This is a genomic window from Geomonas anaerohicana (genome assembly GCF_016458305.1).
Taxonomy (GTDB): domain Bacteria; phylum Desulfobacterota; class Desulfuromonadia; order Geobacterales; family Geobacteraceae; genus Geomonas; species Geomonas anaerohicana.
In genome coordinates, this window is the sequence record NZ_JAEMHL010000003.1 from 460,047 (window position 1) to 480,142 (window position 20,096).

General features: G+C 59.1%; 17 protein-coding genes. 11 read left to right on the plus strand and 6 right to left on the minus strand.

All coding sequences use genetic code 11. The features are described from left to right. Positions 1 to 160: 160 nt before the first annotated feature. The 11 genes from JFN91_RS08425 (at position 161) to JFN91_RS08475 (ending at position 13,804) form a co-directional block, all read left to right on the plus strand. Positions 161 to 1,438: a TolC family protein gene (locus tag JFN91_RS08425; RefSeq protein WP_199388751.1), complete on the plus strand. Its 1,278-nt coding sequence runs from the start codon at positions 161 to 163 to the stop codon at positions 1,436 to 1,438. A gap of 183 nt (positions 1,439 to 1,621) precedes the next feature. Then, entirely contained in the window at positions 1,622 to 3,028 is a 1,407-nt protein-coding gene (locus JFN91_RS08430; protein WP_199388752.1) for an efflux RND transporter periplasmic adaptor subunit, read from the plus strand. Positions 3,029 to 3,291: 263 nt separating this feature from the next. After that, on the plus strand, positions 3,292 to 6,429 hold the full coding sequence (locus tag JFN91_RS08435) for an efflux RND transporter permease subunit (RefSeq protein ID WP_199388753.1): 3,138 nt from the start codon (positions 3,292 to 3,294) through the stop codon (positions 6,427 to 6,429). 145 nt (positions 6,430 to 6,574) lie between these two features. After that, the gene (locus tag JFN91_RS08440; RefSeq protein ID WP_199388754.1) at positions 6,575 to 7,054 is read left to right on the plus strand and encodes a hypothetical protein; all 480 of its coding nucleotides are present in this window, start codon (positions 6,575 to 6,577) and stop codon (positions 7,052 to 7,054) included. Between the two features lie 177 nt (positions 7,055 to 7,231). After that, positions 7,232 to 8,122 (plus strand): GerMN domain-containing protein, encoded by an 891-nt coding sequence (locus tag JFN91_RS08445; protein WP_199388755.1) that lies wholly within the window; start codon positions 7,232 to 7,234, stop codon positions 8,120 to 8,122. An 11-nt stretch (positions 8,123 to 8,133) separates the two neighbouring features. After that, the gene (locus tag JFN91_RS08450) at positions 8,134 to 8,595 is read left to right on the plus strand and encodes a cytochrome c (RefSeq protein WP_199388756.1); all 462 of its coding nucleotides are present in this window, start codon (positions 8,134 to 8,136) and stop codon (positions 8,593 to 8,595) included. A 5-nt stretch (positions 8,596 to 8,600) separates the two neighbouring features. Beyond that, positions 8,601 to 9,821, plus strand: coding sequence for a two-component system sensor histidine kinase NtrB (locus tag JFN91_RS08455; protein WP_199388757.1), 1,221 nt, complete (start codon positions 8,601 to 8,603; stop codon positions 9,819 to 9,821). Between the two features lie 18 nt (positions 9,822 to 9,839). Continuing rightward, complete coding sequence (locus JFN91_RS08460) at positions 9,840 to 11,207, plus strand: sigma-54-dependent transcriptional regulator (RefSeq protein ID WP_199388758.1); 1,368 nt, start codon at positions 9,840 to 9,842, stop codon at positions 11,205 to 11,207. Between the two features lie 313 nt (positions 11,208 to 11,520). After that, complete coding sequence (locus JFN91_RS08465) at positions 11,521 to 12,075, plus strand: DNA-binding protein (RefSeq protein ID WP_199388759.1); 555 nt, start codon at positions 11,521 to 11,523, stop codon at positions 12,073 to 12,075. A gap of 32 nt (positions 12,076 to 12,107) precedes the next feature. Further along, positions 12,108 to 12,962, plus strand: a complete 855-nt coding sequence (locus JFN91_RS08470) for a transporter (RefSeq protein WP_199388760.1) — start codon at positions 12,108 to 12,110, stop codon at positions 12,960 to 12,962. Between the two features lie 35 nt (positions 12,963 to 12,997). Continuing rightward, positions 12,998 to 13,804, plus strand: coding sequence for a hypothetical protein (locus JFN91_RS08475; RefSeq protein WP_199388761.1), 807 nt, complete (start codon positions 12,998 to 13,000; stop codon positions 13,802 to 13,804). Positions 13,805 to 13,850: 46 nt separating this feature from the next. On the opposite strand, the gene JFN91_RS08480 is transcribed toward JFN91_RS08475, so the two are convergent. The 6 genes from JFN91_RS08480 to JFN91_RS08505 form a co-directional block, all read right to left on the minus strand. Then, positions 13,851 to 16,127 (minus strand): hybrid sensor histidine kinase/response regulator, encoded by a 2,277-nt coding sequence (locus JFN91_RS08480; protein ID WP_199388762.1) that lies wholly within the window; start codon positions 16,125 to 16,127, stop codon positions 13,851 to 13,853. A gap of 12 nt (positions 16,128 to 16,139) precedes the next feature. Continuing rightward, on the minus strand, positions 16,140 to 16,985 hold the full coding sequence (locus JFN91_RS08485; RefSeq protein ID WP_199388763.1) for a phosphate/phosphite/phosphonate ABC transporter substrate-binding protein: 846 nt from the start codon (positions 16,983 to 16,985) through the stop codon (positions 16,140 to 16,142). A 475-nt stretch (positions 16,986 to 17,460) separates the two neighbouring features. Continuing rightward, complete coding sequence (locus tag JFN91_RS08490; RefSeq protein WP_199388764.1) at positions 17,461 to 17,991, minus strand: hypothetical protein; 531 nt, start codon at positions 17,989 to 17,991, stop codon at positions 17,461 to 17,463. Then, positions 17,981 to 18,166 carry a hypothetical protein gene (locus JFN91_RS08495; RefSeq protein ID WP_199388765.1) on the minus strand — a complete coding sequence of 62 codons (186 nt, stop codon included), beginning with the start codon at positions 18,164 to 18,166 and terminating at the stop codon, positions 17,981 to 17,983. Before JFN91_RS08495 ends, JFN91_RS08490 begins: the two co-directional genes overlap by 11 nt. Positions 18,167 to 18,510: 344 nt before the next feature. Further along, entirely contained in the window at positions 18,511 to 18,765 is a 255-nt protein-coding gene (locus tag JFN91_RS08500) for a hypothetical protein (protein ID WP_199388766.1), read from the minus strand. Positions 18,766 to 19,341: 576 nt separating this feature from the next. Continuing rightward, complete coding sequence (locus tag JFN91_RS08505; protein WP_199388767.1) at positions 19,342 to 20,061, minus strand: creatininase family protein; 720 nt, start codon at positions 20,059 to 20,061, stop codon at positions 19,342 to 19,344. Positions 20,062 to 20,096: the final 35 nt, after the last annotated feature.

Consider the following 20,096-nt stretch of genomic DNA (forward strand, 5'->3'; position numbering starts at 1 on the left):
TGGTGCCGATATGTGTATAATATTCCACGGTAACTGCCGAATATCCTTCTGGGATTTTGTATGAGTCGCTGGCAAAAATGCGGTAAAACAGGCACTTAAAAAACGGGCACGGATCGTGTAAACCCATTGTGAAAGCTACCGCCACGTTTCTGGAGTCACCATGAAATACCGGCTTTTCCCGCTGTACCTTTTGTTAACCGTCCTGATGACCGCCCCTGCGGTTCTCGCAGAAGACACAAAGCCCGCCACCGAAAACCTTGACCAGCTTGTGCAGGCTGCTCTGGGCAATAACCCGGAACTGAAGTCGACGTCGGCCCGCTGGGAGATGTACAAGAGCCGCATCAAGCAGGCCGGTGCCCTGGAAGATCCCATGCTGATGCTGAAGCTGCAGAACATGATCGTCACCGATCCATTGAGCTTCAACAAGGATTCCATGACCCAGAAGGTGGTGGGCATCAGTCAGCTGATCCCCTTCGCCGGCAAGAGAAAGCTCAAGGAAGACATCGCCGCCGCCGAGGCCGAGACCTATCGCTGGAGTGTCGAGGAGCGCAAGCTCGAACTGACCCGGATGGTGCGTGAGGCGTACTACCAGGTCTACTTCATCGATAAATCCCTTGCCATCATCGATAAGAACATCAAGATCCTCGACGACTTCATCACCCTGGCCCAGACCAAGTACTCGGTCGGGCAGGGCGCGCAGCAGGACATCTACAAGGCGCTTCTCGAGCGGTCCAAAATGCTGGACATGAAAATATCACTGGAGCAGCAGCGCAGGAGTCTCGAGGTGAGCCTCAACTCGCTGCTGAATCGCCCCCAGAGCACCAAGGTCGGCGCCGTTCCCGATTTCAAGCTGACTCCCTTCACCTACACCCCTGAACAATTGGTCGACATGGCCGAGGAAAACCGCCCGCAACTCAAGGCGGTCAAGGCGCAGATCGAGAAGGGGAGGGCGGGGCACATGCTGGCGCAGAAGGAGTCCTACCCCGACTTCAATGTCTCCTTCGAATACATGCAGCGCCAGAAGGCCATGGGGAGCGACGGTTCCGACATGTACTCGCTGGGCGTAACCTTCAATCTTCCCATTCAAAAGGAGCGCCGCGCTGCCATGCGGGCCGAGTCTTCCTCGGAGATCAACATGGCCAGCGAGGAGTTGAACGGCGCGCGCAACACCATTTCTTCGGGGGTGAATGATCTGCTGGCGCAGCTGGAGCGGCGCAGGAAGCTGATCGACCTGTACACCACCGGCATCATCCCGCAGGCCGAGCAGTCGCTGGAGTCGGCAGTCATCGGTTACCGGGTCAACAAGGTGGACTTCCTGACCCTGCTGGACAACCGGGTCACCCTGTTCAACTACGAGCGCGAATACTACGACTCCATGGCCGATTACCAGATGAAGCTGGCCCAGCTCGAAGCCCTGGTCGGCAAGGACCTGCAGTAGCTATAGCTCCTCCCCCCGGAGGGGGGAGGTTGGGAGGGGGGAGCCCCCAAGGTAACGATCCCCCTCCCTGTCCCTCCCCCTCCGGGGGAGGGGACGTGACAGCATATTATGTTGTAAAAGCAGCATGTTTCCCCGGTTGACCGCTGCAATTTATTTAATTTCTACCCCGCGAGGTATTTACTCATGAACAAAAGCGTCAAGGTCGCAATCCCCGTCGTCCTGATCCTGGTTGCCGCGGCAGCCGGTGGAGGTTACTACCTGTGGCAGCAGAAGCACCAGGCGCCGGCCGGCAAGGAAAAAGCGGCCCAGGGGCAGGTGCTCTACACCTGCGCCATGCACCCTTTCATCATCAAGGACAAGCCCGGGGTCTGCCCCATCTGCGGGATGCAGCTGATCAAGAAGGTCGAGGGGACCCAGGCCAGCGCCGAGGAGCAGAAGATGCTCGGGCACGTCTCGCTGTCGCCGACCCAGTCGGTCATGGCCAACGTTGCCACGGTGCCGGCCGAGTACGCACCGCTTTCCAAGGAGATCAACGCCGTCGGCATCGTGCAGTACGACCAGTCCAAGCAGGCCAAGGTGACCGCCTGGGTGGCAGGGCGCATCGACAAGCTCAATGTGAGCACGGTGGGCGCCTTCGTCTCCAAGGGAAGACCGGTGGCGGAGATCTATTCCCCCGACCTGGTCGCTGCGCAGCAGGAATACCTGCTGGCCTTGAGAAGCCGTGAGCAGTTCAAGAAATCCACCATCGACGCCATCTCCCAAGGTGGTGAAGGTCTGGTGGCATCGGCGCGCCAGAGGCTCAAGCTCCTGGGGGTGAAGGACGAGCAGATCGCCGGGCTGGAAAAGGCCGGGCATCCCAATATCAAGCTCCCCATCTACACGCCGCTTTCCGGGGTGGTGATCGAAAAGGTGGTCCAGGAAGGGCAGTACGTGAATATGGGCGATCCGCTCTTCAATATCGCCGACCTCTCCACCGTCTGGGTCGACGTCGAGGTCTACGAGAACGAGTTCAGCTTCGTGAAGATGGGGCAGCGGGTGGAGATCGTCTCCCAGTCGTATCCCGGTAAGACCTTCGCCGGTCGTGTCTCCTTCATCTATCCCTTCCTCGATCCCAAGACCCGTACCGTGAAGGTGAGGGTGGAGATGGGGAACCCCGGCCTCAAGCTGAAGCCGGACATGTTCGTCAATGCCTCCATCAAGGCGCCGCTGGGGAGCGCGCTGGTTGTGCCGGCGACAGCACTGATGGACACCGGCAAGCGCCAGGTGGTGTGGGTGGAGTCCCAGCCCGGCATGTTCGAGCCGCATGACGTCCAGGTGGGCGCCCGCGTCGGGGACAAGGTGCAGATCCTGTCCGGTCTGAAGCAGGGTGACAAGGTGGCGGCTTCGGGCGGCTACCTGATCGATTCCGAATCGCAGCTTGCCGGCGGTAGCGGTGGCGGCGGCCACGAAGGGCATGCCGGCGGAGCTGCCGCTCCCGGCGCTGCCACGGCCCCTGGTGCAGCAGGTCAGCACCAGGGGCACGGCGCCCCGGCCGCACCCGCCGCACCCAAAAAGGGCGGCGGCATGGATATGGGCGACATGAAGATGTAGTTGTTAACTCGTTCCCAAGCTCCAGCTTGGGACGCACCGCCATCTCAAAGCTCCAGCTTAGAATCGGAAACGGACCTGAGAAATTTTGCTTCGCAAAGTGTGAAGCTGGAGCTTCACGGAGCTGTTACGTTCCCAAGCAGGAGCTTGGGAACGAGGTTAAGCAGGAGCTTGGGAACGAGGTTAAGCAGGAGCTTGGGAACGAGGTTAAGCAGGATCTGGTTCACGAACGGCATTGTTTTTATTGTTCTCCTTGAGGGGTTTACATGATTGAAAAGATCATCGAATATTCCGCCCGCAACCGGGTGATAGTGCTGATGCTGTTCGCCCTGCTGATAGCCTGGGGCGTCTGGGCGGTCTACAAGACCCCGGTGGATGCGATACCGGATCTCTCGGACAACCAGGTCATCGTTTTTACCGATTATCCGGGGCGCTCACCGCAGGTAGTCGAGGACCAGGTCACCTATCCGCTGGCGGTCAACCTGCAGGGGCTGCCGCAGGTGCGCGCCGTGCGTGCTTCCTCCGCCTTCGGCTTCTCCATGATCTACGTGATCTTCGAGGACAAGGCGGACATCTACTGGGCCAGGACCCGCGTCCTGGAGCGCCTGAACTACGCTGCCAGCCTGCTGCCGCAGGGCGTCGTGCCGACCCTCGGCCCGGACGGCACCGGCGTCGGCCACGTCTTCTGGTACACGCTGGAAGGGAAGGGGTACGACCTCGAGCAGCTGCGGACACTGCAGGACTGGTTCGTGCGCTACCAGTTGAACACGGTGCCGGGCGTGGCCGAGGTCGCCTCCATCGGCGGTTTCGTGCGCGAGTACCAGGTCGATCTCGACCCCAACCGCCTCTTTGCCTACAACATCAAGGTGGGACAGGTTGCCGATGCCATCAAGAAGTCCAACAACGACGTCGGCGGCAGGCTTCTGGAGCAGGCCGATGCCGAGTACCTGATCCGTGGCCGCGGCTACGTGAAGTCCACCGCGGACCTGGAAAACATCGTGGTCGGCGCCGACATGCGCGGCACGCCCATCTACGTGAAGAACCTGGGCACCGTGCAGCTGGGCGGCGCGATCCGGCGCGGCATGCTGGACATGAACGGGCAGGGCGAGGCCGTGGGCGGCATCGTGGTCATGCGATACGGCGAGAACGCCAAAGACGTCATCGACCGGGTCAAGGAGAAGATCGTTTCGCTGGAGAAGGGGCTCCCGCCCGGCGTCAAGATCATGGTCTCCTATGACCGTAGCGATCTGATCGAGCGCGCCATCCACACTTTGAAGCACTCGCTGATCGAGGAATCGGTCGTGGTGTCGCTGGTCATCCTGGTGTTCCTGCTTCACTTCCAGAGCGCCATGGTCATCGTGCTCACGCTCCCGATCGCCGTGCTGATCTCGTTCATCACCATGAAGCTGATGGGCGTCACGTCCAACATCATGTCGCTGGGCGGCATCGCCATCGCCATCGGCGTCCTGGTCGACGCCGGCGTCATCATGGTAGAAAACTGCTACCGCCACCTCTCCGAGATGCCGCCCGAAGAACGCAAAGAGAAGCGCCTGGACGTCATCATTACCTCGGCCAAGCAGGTTGGGCGCGCCATCTTCTTCTCGCTGGCCATCATCATTCTCTCCTTCGTGCCGGTGTTCCTGCTCGAAGGGCAGGAAGGCAAGATGTTCCATCCCCTTGCCTTCACCAAGACCTTCTCCATGATGGGGTCGGCCTTCATCGCCATCACGCTGGTGCCGGTCCTCATGTACTTCCTGATGCGCGGCAAGATGCCTCCGGAGAGCTCGAACCCGGTTTCATCTTTCTTCATCAAGCTCTACTCCCCGGTGATCCGGTGGGTGCTCAAGTGGAAGAAGACCACCATCGCGCTGAACGTGTTGGCGCTGGCCATCGCCATCCCCATGTTCATGAGCATCGGCAGCGAGTTCATGCCGCCCCTGGATGAGGGCTCGCTGCTCTACATGCCGGTGACACTGCCCAATATCTCCATCAACGAGGCCAAGCGCCTGATCCAGGTGCAGGACACCGTGATCAAGAGCGTGCCCGAGGTGGAGCACGTGCTGGGCAAGGTTGGACGCGCCGAGACCTCCACCGACCCCGCGCCCGTCTCCATGTTCGAGAGCATCATCATCCTGAAGCCCAAGGAGAAGTGGCGTCCGGGCATCACGAAGGCCGATATCGTGGCGGAGCTGGACGGCAAGCTACAGCAGATCGGGGTCAGAAACGGCTGGACCCAGCCGATCATCAACCGTATCAACATGCTCTCCACCGGCGTGCGTACCGACCTGGGCGTCAAGATCTTCGGCTCCGACCTCAACGTGCTGAAGGACCTCGCGGTGCAGGCCGAGGGGATCCTGAAGACCGTGCCGGGCGCTGCGGACGTCGTCGCCGAGCGAGTCACCGGCGGCAACTACATCGACATCGACATCGACCGCGAAGCCGCGGCACGCTACGGCGTCTCGGTGGGGGACATTCAGGAAGTCATTTCCACCGCCCTGGGCGGTGAGATGCTCTCCACCTCGGTGGAAGGGCGCAACCGTTTCCCGATCCGCCTGCGCTACATGCGCGAGATGCGCAGCGACATCCCGTCCATTCAGCGCATCCTGGTTTCCGGCATGGAGGGGGCGCAGGTGCCGCTCTCGCTGGTGACCAAGCTGAAGGTTTCCACCGGTGCCCCCGAGATCAACAGCGAAGGCGGTCTCTTGCGCTCCATCGTCTTCCTCAACGTGCGCGGCCGCGACATGGGTGGCTTCGTCAACGAGGCCAAGACGGTGCTGGAGAAGCAGATGAAACTCCCCCCGGGCTACTACGTCGCCTGGTCCGGACAGTGGGAGAACCAGGTGCGCGCCAAGGCGCGGCTGCAGATGCTGGTTCCGGCCGGGATCCTGATCATCTTCATCCTGCTCTACTTCACCTTCCACTCCGCGCTGGAGGCGAGCATGGTCATGCTCTCGGTGCCGTTCGCGCTGGTGGGCGGGGTCTACCTTGTGAAACTGCTCGGCTACAATATGTCGGTTGCCGTCTGGGTCGGCTTCATCGCCCTCTATGGTATTGCCGTCGAGACCGGCGTCGTGATGGTCATCTACCTGCACGAGGCGCTGGACAAGAAGCTCCTCAAGGGGCCGGTCACCGAGCAGGATATCTATGACGCCACCTTTGAGGGGGCGGTGCTGAGGCTGCGGCCCAAGCTGATGACGGTTGCCGTCGCTCTCCTCGGCCTGGTCCCCATCATGTGGTCCTCCGGCACCGGCGCGGACGTGATGAAGCCGATCGCGGCGCCGATGATCGGCGGCATGATCTCCTCCGCGGTGCACGTACTGATCATGACCCCGGTGATCTTCGTACTGATGAAGAAGCACGACCTGAAGAAAGGGAAGCTGAAGTACTCGGGGATGAAGCATTAGACGAATATGCTACTGCTGCAGTAGAATATTCCTCTAGTGGTCTTGCTGCACCACAGCGAGACCACGTTGAAACGGCACTTTAGCTCTTGGCACACCGCGTGCTTAGTCAATCACAGATTATTTTTCACGCAAAAGGAGAATTACCATGAAAAAACTCGTCGTCCTGGCTGCCGCCGCACTCGCTCTGTCTGCTCCGATCGCTTCTTATGCTATGGATCACGGTTCCATGGACATGGGCCATGGCAACATGAAGATGGATCATGATATGGGTGGCGTCGCCCACGAAGAGGTTGTCAATGGCGTCAAGGCTACTTTCAAGGTCATGAGCATGAAAGAGCATATGGCTGCCATGAAGATGGAACTTCCCAAAGGTATGAAAGAGACCCATCACATTGCTGTCGAGTTCAAGGACGCCAAGACCGGCAAGCCGCTTACCGAAGGTGAAGTGAAGGCCAAGGTTCAGGGTCCGGACAAGTCCGAGCAGACCAAGGACCTGATGGGGATGCAGGGCCACTTCGGCGCCGACTTCGACCTCTCCAAGAAGGGGAAGTACGGCGTGATGTGCAAGTTCAAGCTGAAAGACGGCCAGGTACGCACCTCCAAGTTCTGGTACACCGTGAAGTAGCACAGTCTGGGCGGCTCCTGATCGGGAGTCGCCCTTTGCTTTACCTTCTCCCTCCTGCTATATCCTGTCCTCTTCTGCCGTTGGTGTCTCGCTCTGACTACCTGTAAGGGTAACTGATTGAACCATAAGAATTATCGGTTGGCGTTTTTTCAGAAAATACATTAGAGGATACTTTTCATGGACAACGTCTCCCTCGTGCGCACCGCTCGTGCCCTAATCCTGTTTCTTCTTGTCTTCGCTTTTACAGGATGTACTTCCCGTAAGGAGCCGCCCGCGGAAGCGAAGGGGAGGGTTAACGCCACCGGGGCTTTCGTCAACTACTTCGGACCGGTTCCGCCGGTAGACAAGGGCACCTGCTACGGTTTCGTCATCTACTTCCCCTCGGCGAAGGAGCCAGGGAAGGTGCTTCCTTTCCCGTTCTTCACCTTTGATGAGGCGAGCATTAAAAAGGTTGCGCTGGGCAAGCTCCTAGCGGGAATGGGGGACCAAAAGGCGTACCAGGGCGAACTTGCCCAACCATTCCCGGCTGGTAGCCGGGTCCTCGACGTGTCCCAGTCCGGCGGCACGGTATCCGTCAGCTTCAGCAAGGAACTGGGCACGATGAAGCCCGACCCGCAGGCAGAGCGGGCAATTGTCAACGCCGTGGTGCTGACCATGCGCCAGTTCAGCGGTGTGACCGATGTCACCATCAAGGTCGATGGGGCCTATACTGCGTTCAACAAACTTGTTGCTGAAGCCGATGAGAAGGCGGTGCTTCCTCTCACGGAGCCCCGTCTGTTAGGCGTGGTCGGCATGAAGGAGAAGGGAGCTGCCAAGGTCGAGGAGGTAGATGCCTTCTTCGACCGCCCGGTGGATATCAAGGAATTGTCGTTGTCCGGTGCCGATGGCAAAAAGATCGATGGGGAGATCTACCAGTCCGTCTTTGACATGGCAGGAGTGCTGAAAACCAGGACTCCGCTTTCCCTCCAGGCGGGGGCGCCGATCAAGGTGCACTGGAAGATCACCGACAAACTGGGGCGGAGTGCCTCGGGTGACGATGACGTTGCGCTGGAGATAAAGGAGCACTAACTGGAGAAACTATGATCAAGGTTATGACAGTAATAGCTGCTGCCATGTTGCTGGCCACAGCAGTGGCAGATGCCCACGAAGGGCAGCACCATGACAAACACCACGTCGACGCCCATATGGCTAAACTGCACAAGATGATGCCGCGGTACGCCAAGGCTCAGGTGCTGATCGTGACGTCGTTGGATAAGGGTGATTTGAAGGGTGTGGTCAAGCAGACTGACTACATTCTCTCCACCACTGCCGATCTGAAGAAGTCAACGCCCCATAAAAACGTGGCCAAACTGAAAGACTTTCAGGGCATCGTCAGCGACTTCGAAAGGGATGTCACGGTCCTTGCCGACTCCGCCAAGAAAGGTGACCTTCAGGGCGCCCGGGCGGCCTTCGCTTCTGTGGCAAAACGCTGCAATTCTTGCCATGAAACGTTCCGGGCGGAGGTGGGGTATGGGGGGGCAGCTAGTGAAGTGTCCGGGTAGATAGTATGTTCAGGAAAGCGATCTTGCTGCTTGGTGTCGCCGTTACCTGTTGTCTGCTCTGGTTTGCAGTCTACGACTACCGCGAGGCCGGGCCCATAGCCAGGGAAAACCTGCGTGGGCTCGAACTCTCGCTGACTACCGCCATAGAAAAACTTGCTGCCAACGACCCCTCCCTGGAGACGCTGCACTCTTTCCATCCACCAGATGTCGCCTATTTTGCGCTTGTCGATCGACAGGGCGTCTATCGCTTCCACTCCAATCATGATCTCATCGGTGCCACAGTCGGCCGCCATTCTGATCAGGATATCTCGCTGCTGACGCGGTCCGAGACCCGTGTTGTCCTCGGCACCGGTGAGCGCGCCTACCAGTTCGTTTCGCCCGTGACGCTGCATGGGGAGCCGCTCGCCTTGGTGCTCGCCCTGCACACCTATCGCGCGGACGCGGTGATCCGGCGCGCCCGGCTCAACATGACCATCGTGCTCGGGCTGGTTGCCGTGGGTTGGCTTTTGGCCGTCGGTCTCGCTCGCTATGCGCGGCGCGACGAACGCCACCGGGAGGAACTGGCGCGCAGGGAGGCGCTGGCGAAACTCGGGGAAATGGGTGCCGTGCTGGCCCACGAGATTCGCAACCCGCTGGCGGGGATCAAGGGGTTCGCCCAGGTCATCGCCGCGAAGCCCCAGGAAACGCGTAACGCTGCATTTGCCCAGAGCATCGTGACCGAGGCGGTGCGTCTGGAGAGCCTGGTGAATGATCTTCTGGCCTACGCGGGGAATGAGCCGGAGGTGGTCGCTGATTTTCCCCTCGCTGACCTTCTAGCGCATACTGTCTCTTTACTCCAGCCGGATGCCGTAGCCAACGGTGTCACCATCAACTGGCGCTGTCCTGCAGATTTGCTGCTCCGCGGCAACCGGGACAGGATCGAACAGGCGCTGCTGAACCTCGGGCACAACGCGGTTCAGGCCATGCCTGACGGCGGACAGTTGCACGTGCTGGCCGAACGCTCCGGCAAGGATGCCGTTGTCAGCATTCGTGACAATGGTAGCGGTATCGCGGAGGAACATCGCACGCATGTTTTCGACCCGTTCTTCACCACCAAAAGCCGGGGGACCGGGTTGGGGCTTGCCCTGTGCAGGAAGATCGTGGAAGCAAACCGTGGCAGCATCATGCTGCAAAGCAGGGCAGGGGAGGGGACCGTGGTTACGCTGACTCTCCCCTGCGCCCGCTGACCAGGTAGAGGAGCCGAAATGAAGGGATCTGTGCTGGTTGTTGAGGATGACGAGACCTTTCGTGCTTTTTTGCGGACCGTTCTGCAGGACGAAGGGTACCAGGTGGAAACTGCAGGCGACGGCGCGAAGGCGCTGCGCCTGTTGCGCCAGACCGGCTTCGACGTCGTGGTTTCCGACCTGAAGCTCCCCGGCAAGAGCGGCCTTGACCTGTTTCGGGAGACACGCACCGATCCCGGCGCGCCCCCCTTCATCTTCCTTACCGCTTTCGGCACCGTTGATGAGGCTGTCTGCGCCATCAAAGAAGGGGCGGTGGACTTCCTGACCAAGCCGCTGCAGGACCCGCAGGCGCTGCTCGTCCTGGTGCAGCGCACCATCGAGGCGCAAAGCCGGACGCGGGAATACCTCTCCCTCAAGGAGTCCGAGGACGCGGGGCTGCCGCCGGAGGATCTTCTTTTTGCCGGTGACGCCATGCGCGCCGTGCGGCAACTGGTCCATGACGTGGCCGGCACCATGGCGAACGTGCTGATCTTCGGTGAAAGCGGCACTGGAAAAGAACTGGTTGCGCGAACCGTTCACTTGATGAGCCAGAGAAGAAATGGCGCCTTCGTCGCCATAAACTGCGCCGCCATACCGGAAAACCTCCTGGAAAGCGAACTGTTTGGTCACGAGAAGGGAGCCTTTACCGGCGCCATCCAGGCGCGCCAGGGGAAATTCGAGCTGGCCAAGGGGGGCACCATCTTTCTTGACGAGATCGGTGAGATGCCGCTTTCCCTGCAGGCGAAACTGCTGCGCGTAATCCAGGAGCGGGCGTTCGAGCGGGTAGGGGGAAGCCGGGAGATAAAGGCAGATGTCCGCATCATCGCCGCTACCAACCGAAACCTGCGCGAGGAAGTTGCCGAACGTCGCTTCCGCGAAGACCTTTATTACCGGCTCAACGTCTTCCCGCTGCAACTTCCATCTCTGAAGGAAAGGGTAGATGCCATAGCAATTTTGGCTGAATACTTCATGCAGCACTTCAGCTCTCAACTGGGCAAGACACTGAAGGGAATCGAGCACGATGCCCTGTCAGCCCTGCGTCGTTATGACTGGCCCGGCAACGTTCGGGAGCTGCAAAACGTGATGGAGAGGGCGGTGATCCTGTCGAAGGACCTGGTTCGGGTAGCTACGCTTCCGGGGGAGATCGTGTCCACGAGTGGGGACAGGCCACTGGACAGCAGAGAGCGTTTGAAAGGAACGGAGCGTGACCTGATCGCCCAGGCGCTTGCAAAACATGTCGGCAATCGCCGCCTCGCTGCTGCGGAACTCGGCATCTCACGTCGCTCTTTACAGTACAAGTTGAAGGAGTACGGCTTTCTCGACGAGAAGGCAGTTGTGCAAGACCCTTGAGGTGCGGTGCAAATCTTTGCACCAAACGAGCACCCCCCGTACATGGCCGAGCGCATAGTTGCATGCTGATCCGGTGACTTACGCTGTTGCGGCATCCTGGCACGAACCGTGATAACCCTTCACCGTCGACATTTGGGAAAGGAGGTGGATATCTTGGGACGAAGTGGGCTGCTGAGCGGTGCCGGTAACCGGAACAATGGGGGGATGATGAAGGCTATTGCGGTGGTTGTGGTGCTGGCGGCGTTTACGCTGCTGACCGGATGCTGCATGTTGCATCCGATGTGGTGATCAACCGGAAGGACGGTGCATTGTTATGGCTGGTTGGCGTTTAATTTTGATGGCTGTGCTCCTGAACGGGCTGTGGCTCGGCAATGCTTCCGCGGGCTTTCTCGGCTTCGGCTCGGACGACAAGGGGAAAAGCGGTCTTGACTTCAACCGTGGCTACGACCTCAACACTGTGGGGAATGTATCCGGTCGGGTCAGTGCTGCGCCGCACCAGGTAGAAAACGAGCAGTTCATCGTAGAGGTGCAGACGGCCTCCGGCACCGTGAACCTGAGCGTAGGGCCGGGCACCTACTGGCAAAAGAAAGGAATCGCTGTCCGGGTTAACGACGAGATCAGCGCCAAAGGCGCCAGGGCGCAGGGGCAGGACGGCAAAAATTACCTGCTGACACAGAAACTGGTGAACAAGACTACGGGAGCCGCGGTCGAGCTGCGCAGCGACAGCGGTGACCCCGTCTGGGCGATGAAAGGAACAGGGGCAGGCATGCGATCACAGGATGGCCGGTTCGGCGCTGGAGGCAGTGGTGGTTTCGGCGGCGGCTTCATGCGTGGCGGCGGTATGATGGGCGGCGGCATGCGGCGCTAGCGCCGCCAGAACGGCCGGACCATGAGGTGAAGATGATCAAGAAGGGTATCGTTGGCTTCTTCCTGTTGGCAGGATCTTTACTGCTTCCAGTGCTGGCGCGGGCGGAAGGGCCTGCACTTTCCGCCACTCTCGGGTTCGAGTTCGCCACCGGCGATTACGGCACTGGCGTCACGACGCGGTCCATCTATCTTCCCGTGACCGTGGCCCTCGCTGCAACCGACCGGCTCGGGTTTTCCCTCGAAATACCGTATGTCTATCAGAGCAACTCTGCCGTCAATACCGGGGTCTTGCTCGGTTCAGGCGGCCATATGGCAGGGATGCAGAAACAAGTTGCAGCGATGAGCGGACAGCACGGCGGCAGCGGCTCGATGTCAACCGCCAAGCCCGACAACTACGGCCGCTCCTCGAGCGGTCTCGGCGACATCACCGCCAAGGCCGGTTACGTCCTGGTGCCGGAGGGGGAGTTGATGCCGCGGATCCGTCCCTACCTCTTCGTGAAGATTCCGACGGGAGACGAAAACAAGGCTCTCGGGACCGGGGCCTTTGACGAAGGAGGCGCGGTGGAGCTCTTCAAGCAGGTGGACAGGTGGTACTCCTTCGTTGAAACGGGTTATACCTTCCAGGGGAAGTCATCGTTACTCCCTTTGAAGGACTACTTAAGCTTCAATGCCGGAACCGGTTACGCGGTAACAGATACGCTGCTCCCCATGCTGGTAGTGAAAACGTCCACCGCTCCCATCGAAGGGAGCAGCACGCTAGTGGAAACACGCCTCAAATTGAAGTACCTCGCCACCGGCCACACCAGTATCGAAGGGTACCTTGCCAAGGGGTGGACCCGCAGCAGTGCCGATTATGGTAGTGGCATCGCGGTTTCCTACGAGTTTTGAACATTACTTACAACGATAGAAGAGGGGGCATTACTATGAAACGACAGATTGTCACGGTAGCGGCAGCGGTCATGGCGGTCGGTATGCTGGCAGGGTGCGGTGGCGGTTCTTCGTCCACCACTGCGAAGGTGGCTGGGAAGGTAGCCGACGGTTACCTGGAGAAAGCGACGGTTTTCCTCGATAAGAACAACAACTATCGTCTCGATGCGGGTGAGCCGAACACGCAGACCGACGCAAACGGCGCCTATACGCTCACCGTGGACCCCGCCGATGTCGGCAAATATGCGATCGTCGCCCTTGCGATCAAGGGTGTCACCATCGACCATGACAGCGGTCTCGCCGTGGACCACAGTTACCTATTGAGCCTTCCCAAAGACAGTGTTTCCGGAAGCGTGAGCAGCAACTTCATCAGTCCCATCACGACGCAGGTGCGCGAAATGATGGAGACCGGCAACTACACCATGACCCAGGCCATGGACCAATTGCGCCTCAAGCTGCACCTTGCCCAGGATGCCGACATGATGGGGGATTACATGGCCGGGCATAATACGGCGCTGCACCAGACCGCCCAGAATATGGCGACCCTGATGGGGGGACAGATGGGGCAGGTGTACCAGTCGGGCAGCGACACCGTGGTGGATGTCAACCGCTACCGCGGCATGATGGGGGTGATGTTCAGCAACGTGTCATCGGTGCGGGCTGCAACAACCGATGCCGACAGGCAGCAGTTGATGACCATGATGTTTTCGGATCTGAACAACATCACCATCGGACAGCCGTTCCACAACATGTCCTCCTACTTCGGCGGCATGATGGGGAGCGGAGGGATGATGGGCAGGTAGATTGTGCTAATGGCGTCCCCGGTGTACAGGCAGACCAGGGACGCCATTAGTTAGTTGGGGTGCTCCCGCCGAGCGCCTCCCTCACCTTGGCCGCCAGCGTCTGCATGGTGAAAGGCTTCTGCAGAAAACACATGTCCCCTTCAACCTTGCCTCTCTCCGCTATGACATCTGCGGTATAGCCGGACATGAACAGGCACTTCAAGCCGGGGCGGCTGCTGAGCAACCGCTCGGAGAGGTCGCGGCCGTTCATGCCGGGCATGATGATGTCGGTGAGGAGCAGGTCGATCACCTTGCTGTCATCAGCCGCGATAGAGATAGCCTGCTCAGGTGAGCCCGCCGCATAGACGGTGTAGCCCAACCCGGAGAGGATCGTGGTGCCGATATCCATGATCGCCGCTTCGTCCTCCACCAACAGGATGGTCTCCGTACCCCCCACCGGCCTTGCCCCCTCCGGCTTCGTTTCCTGGGCGACGTCATGCACCGCCGGAAGATAGATCCGAAAGGTCGCTCCATGGCCCGGCTCGCTGTCGACCTCGATGTTGCCGCCATTTTGCTTCACGATGCCGAAGACGGTGGCGAGCCCCAGTCCCGTACCGCGTCCCAAGGCCTTGGTAGAAAAAAATGGCTCGAAGATGCGGTCTATGACCTCGCGCGTCATCCCGGCGCCGCTGTCCGCGACCACCAGCATCACGTAGTCGCCGGGCTCCAGGTCGACCATGCGTGCCTGGTCGTGGTGGCTCAAGGTGACGTTTTCGGTGTAGATGTTGATGGTGCCGACCCCGGCGATGGCGTCGCGGGCGTTGACGCAGAGATTGGCCATGATCTGGTCCAGTTGGGACGGATCGATGCGCACCTTGCTGACGTTGAAGCCCGGGGACCAGGACAGGTCGACGTCCTCGCCGATCAGACGGTGCAGCATCTTGAGCATCCGCGCGATGGTCTCGTTGAGGTCGAGCACCTTCGGTTCTGCGTGCTGCTGACGGGAAAATGCGAGCAGTTGCCTGGTGATGTCGGCGGAACGCTTGGCCGCGTCCAGTATCTCCTTGAGCCGGTCGTGCATCTCGCCGGAGGTGTCGGTGCGCAGCAGCGCCAGTTCGGCATGGCCGATGATGACCCCCAGCATGTTGTTGAAGTCGTGGGCCACACCGCCCGCCAACTGCCCCACGGCCTCCATCTTCTGGGATTGGGCCAGCTGCTGTGCCAGCCCCCGTTTCTCCGCCTCGATAGCTGCCTTCTCGGTGACGTCTCGAATCACCAGTACCATACCCGCCAGCTGGCCCGAACTGTCGATGATCGGTGCTCCGTTGGCGGTCACGGTGCGGCGTGCGCCGCTCTTGGAGACCAGCAGGTGCTGGCCCGGCAATTCGAGCGTTCGCCTTGCCTGCAGGACGCAGTCAAGTTGCGCCATCGCCTCGTCGTGTTCCTCCTCCGTGCCGAGCTTCAGCACCTGGCCCAGTTCCGCCCCTTTGGCTTCGCCCTCGCTCCAGCCGGTAAGTTCTTCGGCTATCTGGTTCAGGAGCATGATCCTGCTGCCGGTATCGGTGGCGATGACGCCGTCTCCGATGGATTGCAGGGTTACCGTGAGCCGTTCCTGCTCCGCGAGCAGGCGCTGTTCTGCGTCGCGCAACTGGGTCGAAGAATGGTTCAGCGCATCGGCCAGCAGGTCGATCTCGTACACCCCGCGCTGGACCGAGACCTGTGCCCCTTTGTGGTCCTGCAAATCCTGGGCGAAGCTGCTCAGTTCCCGTACCGCTCTCAATGGGCGCTTGACCACGACGATCATGAGCAGCGTGCCGACCATAATCCAGAGCGCCCCTATCTGAAGGCTGCTGTTCCAGGTCGCGGCCTGGAGCTGGTTGGCGGTCTCGAGGCTCAGTGCCATGCGGACCCAGCCGAGGTGGGTGCCGGCAAAGATCGGTGCCCAACTCACCAACTGGTTCCCGTCGCGCCGGAGATCGGGTTTAGGGGCGCTCGGAACGGGTATCGACCTGGCGGCGTAGCTGAGCGTCGGGAGGGTGTTGCGCGATGAGCGCTTGATGTTGCACAGCAGATGGCCATCCGGTTCGGTCACCTGGATGGAGAGAACGTCGGGCATGCTCGCCGCATTCATCATATGCGATTCCAGCCCCGCGTACTCCTGGGTCACGATGTAACTGGCGGCGTCGTCGGCGTGGTTGTACGAGAGCACGCGCAGGTTGTCGGAGAGGGCTTGGATATAAACGGACTGCTGTCTGCTGCCGGTCCACCAGCCGTAGACGGCAATCATCACGGCCAGGATCAGGGCCAGTAAAACGATGATCTTTACTTCCAGGCGCTTGAGCATCAAAGAATCCGGTTATTTAGGTTGCTGCCTGTCGAGCCGGTCGAAGTTCACGTCGGCAAAGAAAGAATAGTCCCGCTTGTAGTCCGCCTTCACCGGCTTGGCCAGCTTAGCGGTCTCCAGCATCTTGCGCCCCTGTTCCGACTTGTCCAGGTTCAACAACGCGGTGGTGACGGCGTCGCGAACCTGTTTGGGAATACGGGGATGCGCTGAGAAAGGGTGGGGGGCGATCTTATCGGTCTGCATGAGGACCCGGAATTCCCTCTGCATCTCCGGGGCGTCTTCCATCATGCTGCTGTCCAGCGTGGCGCCGGCATCGGCCTTTCCGACCAGGACGCTCTTCGCCACATTGATGGTGGAACCACCGTAGGAAACATTGAAATCGATGTTCTGTCCGCTGAGGAGGGCATGGCGGGTGATAACGCTGCAAACGTTCTTCGGCCCGACGATGGCGATGGTCTTGCCTTCCAGGTCCTTCACCTTGGTGAAAGGTGAGTCCTTGCGCACGAATACCTGGCCCCGCAGCATGTTGGACCCGCGCACCAGCGGGATGTACTTCTGTTTCTGGTAGGCAAGATAGAACATGTTCGGGGCGGCGTACATGAAGTCGGCGTTGCCCGCCTTGGTCTCTTCGAGGAAGGTCGTTATCTTGTCGTAGAGTTTCAACTGCACCTTGACGCCCAGTTCACGGGAAAGGTACTCCGCGATGGGTGTCCAGTTTTTGTGCAGGGTCACGGCGGGGAGGTTGGGGACGATGGCAAGGGTGTAACTCTTTTCCGCTGCGGCAAGCGTACAGGGGAGGGCGGTGAGGAAGATGAAGACCAAAGCAAGACTGAAAAATGCAGACCTCGAACGTGACATAGACATCCTCCGGAAGGCATTGGCGTTGTAGCAGCAGCTTTCTTCTCTTTACAGCATTCTGCAGATATAGACTCAGAATCGACTTATAAGTAATACCATAGAAAATTAAAAAGTCAGCTGTGGTTGCTGATTACCTGTGGTCTCAGTAATAACTACTATTGTCGACGCGGCAGACTGGATAGGTTGTGTTACGGGCATCGCTATGCCTATTGCTGTTGTTTTTCATGCGGGGGTGCGGTGACGTTCAGAAAGGGATGAGAGAGAGGGAGGTAAAAAAGGGAAATTAGTTAAAGGTGGAGTCTTACCCGTAAATGTCCCATAAGATATATTGCTGCAAGTTCAATTACTTATAAAGATACAACAGCCCCGACCCGTAACGTGCCACCCTGTAAGGTCGGACCTTGTACGACTTTGTCTTACCTTTTGTTAGAAGCACCTATGATTTCACAAAAGCGAAATCGGCGAAACTGCTTTTCTACGTCAGGGGCCTTGATGCCTTTCTGAAGCGCCCTGAAGCTCTCAGCACCCCCTGCACCGTCTCGTAGCTGGCCCAAGGGCAATTCTCGGCTTTAAGGGCGGAATTCGTGCGACTGACGGCCTCTTTTACATCGAAACCCTGACCGACCAGAAAGTCAAACGTGGAACAGACTCTCTCTCTAAAGCTAGCCAGCCTCGCCTCAGCCTTGGCGATCTCCGAGGGATCCAAAGCTTTCCTCGATGCTGCCGCGCTCCTGGCCTTGATGTCCATGTGCCTGAAGAAACCGTGCATCGACTCCAGGAACTGAATGAAAAAGCGAGTCATGCCCTCAGGAAGTGCTATCGAGAGAAACACATACCCGTCTCGAGCTTTGGAGACGTGGAAGTCAAAAGCGAAGTCCCGGTGCAGCGGATTAAATGTCGTGTTCAACTGAGAAAGCGCACGATCAATGTCGGCAATGACTGATTGAGGCGCAAGGGAAGGGGAGGCCCCTTTGGTTTTAATCAATGGCGCAGTGTTAGAGTTCATCCTTCAACTCCGGTTGTAATGAAGGAGAGAACCTCTGTTGGCTTTCAAGAAAGCGGCTGACAAGATGTCGCAAAAGAATTGATACAGTGATTCCCTCCTTACGCGCATAATCATGCAGCGCCTCAAAACGTCTGTCATCGATTTTTATACTGATTTTCCTGCCGTAGATGACCACATAGTCCTCCAAAGGGCCTGCCTGACCACAGGCATAGGGGCCAAAACCGCCCCAAAGCGGGCCGCCATGCGCGCCACCCTGGCGCGCGGCCCTGGGGCCATGGCCATGCCTATGGACAGGCCCAGATACGAGGGCGGAATTTGTGTAAGGTGTTTCTAATAATGACCCTGATTTCCGACGTAACCCATTGATTTGCCGTTCTGCCCCCCTACGCTTGCCGCACTTTAGTTATATGTATCAAGAAATAGGCGCTGCCGGCGCCTCTCTCTCTCCGTCTCCGCCTCCGAGCCGATCGCCACCGGCATCACCTAAAACGACCAGGGGGGACAGCGGACAGAAGGGCATCAGTGCCTCACCCCAATTTGCGAATCCAAGGCAATATCGCCCTGGTCAATCACATCGGGTAAGAATGATTCATCGAAAGACTGAGCGATAGGCAGACGCTTTCTCAGAAGATCGAGCAGCTCCTGGTCAACCAAGTAAAGACGGTTTCCTTCAACCGGGCCCTCACATTCAAAGCCTTCATCGTCAGTGAAGACTTGATTGACAAACTTGACCTCAGCAACAAGCAGGGGGGGATTCAAATGATTTTTGCCCATAACACACCTCCGAGGTTTATCGCCCATAAGATATATTATGTCAAGTTGAAGGTCTCTATTTGCGGGTGGACGCTTTGGACGGGCTCCCCCCGACCCCGAAGGCTGTCGCCGAACGAAATGAGATCGGCTGCAAAAGCGAACCGCGCAGTGGCAGGCTTCGCTCATGTCGTGGGTCCCGTAGGCTCTATCATGCTTCGGCCGACTGCACCGCGTGGGCAGGTTTTGACGGGCGAATGATTATTCGCCCTTACAGGACGTTCGATCCCCGCACTTGACGGATGCCCCATGCTACCAGGCCATTCCCGGGCCGGGTTCCGCTGGTCGCCTTTTCGATCCTGGATTTGCTTACTGGTCGGCGCCTGCCCGTCCGCCCCGTTGCTCGACACCTTTCGCTTGCCACCCTTGTTCGCTCGACACTCGGCGACTCAAATCGAGGTTGCATCGCCGGAGGGACCTCGCCGCGCGCCGTAAAAGCGCTTCTGGCGCCTGATGGCAAAAATCCGGTGCAGGGTTACCCCTGCGCCGGATCGAAAAGTCCCTTTAAACGGCAAATTTGGAAGCCGCTTTTTTGGGCAATTACCAGCGGCGGCTCTCGAGGGCCTTGACCAACTCGACCACCTTGTCTGCGACCAGTGATTCCAGTATCTTACCTTTTTCCGCGCTCGCCTTGCCGGGGTCACCCCAGACGCCGCCGGGCCAGAAGCTACGTTTGTCACGTACCAGGATGCCGACGGGAAAAATCGGATACTCGGCCGGCGCCAGGCCTTTGACCAGGTGCGGGTGTGAATGCATGATGCGCGAGGTCTCGATCTCGCCGGCATGGGCGTCGCCGCGCGTCTCGATGAGATGGGCGCCGCTTTCCTTGGCCAGTTCATACTCGGTGACCACGGCCATATTTATTTCCGGCAATTCCTGGATCAGTTCCTCGCCGGCATCCTGGAGTGCCATGCGGTGCGATCCGCCAGCGTGCCCGGTCAGCACGACGAAGTTGATCAACCCCTGGGCGTGCAGCGAGCGCACGATGTCTTTGAGTAAAGCCTTAAGGGTTGCCGTGCTGATGGACACGGTGCCCGGATGGCGCGCCGTCGAGCGGCAGCAGCCATAATGTATCGGCGGCGCCACGAACAGCGGAATCCGCTCCGCCGCGCGCTTGCCGACCTCGTATGCTTCGATGGTGTCCGTTGACAGCGGCAGATGGCTGCCATGCTCCTCTACGGAACCAAACGGAATATAAATGGTTTTACAGACCTCCAACCCTTGGGCGAACTCGTCCATGGTGATGTTCTCGATCAGCATAACCTTTCCCCTTGTAATCCATTGAATTTAAATGC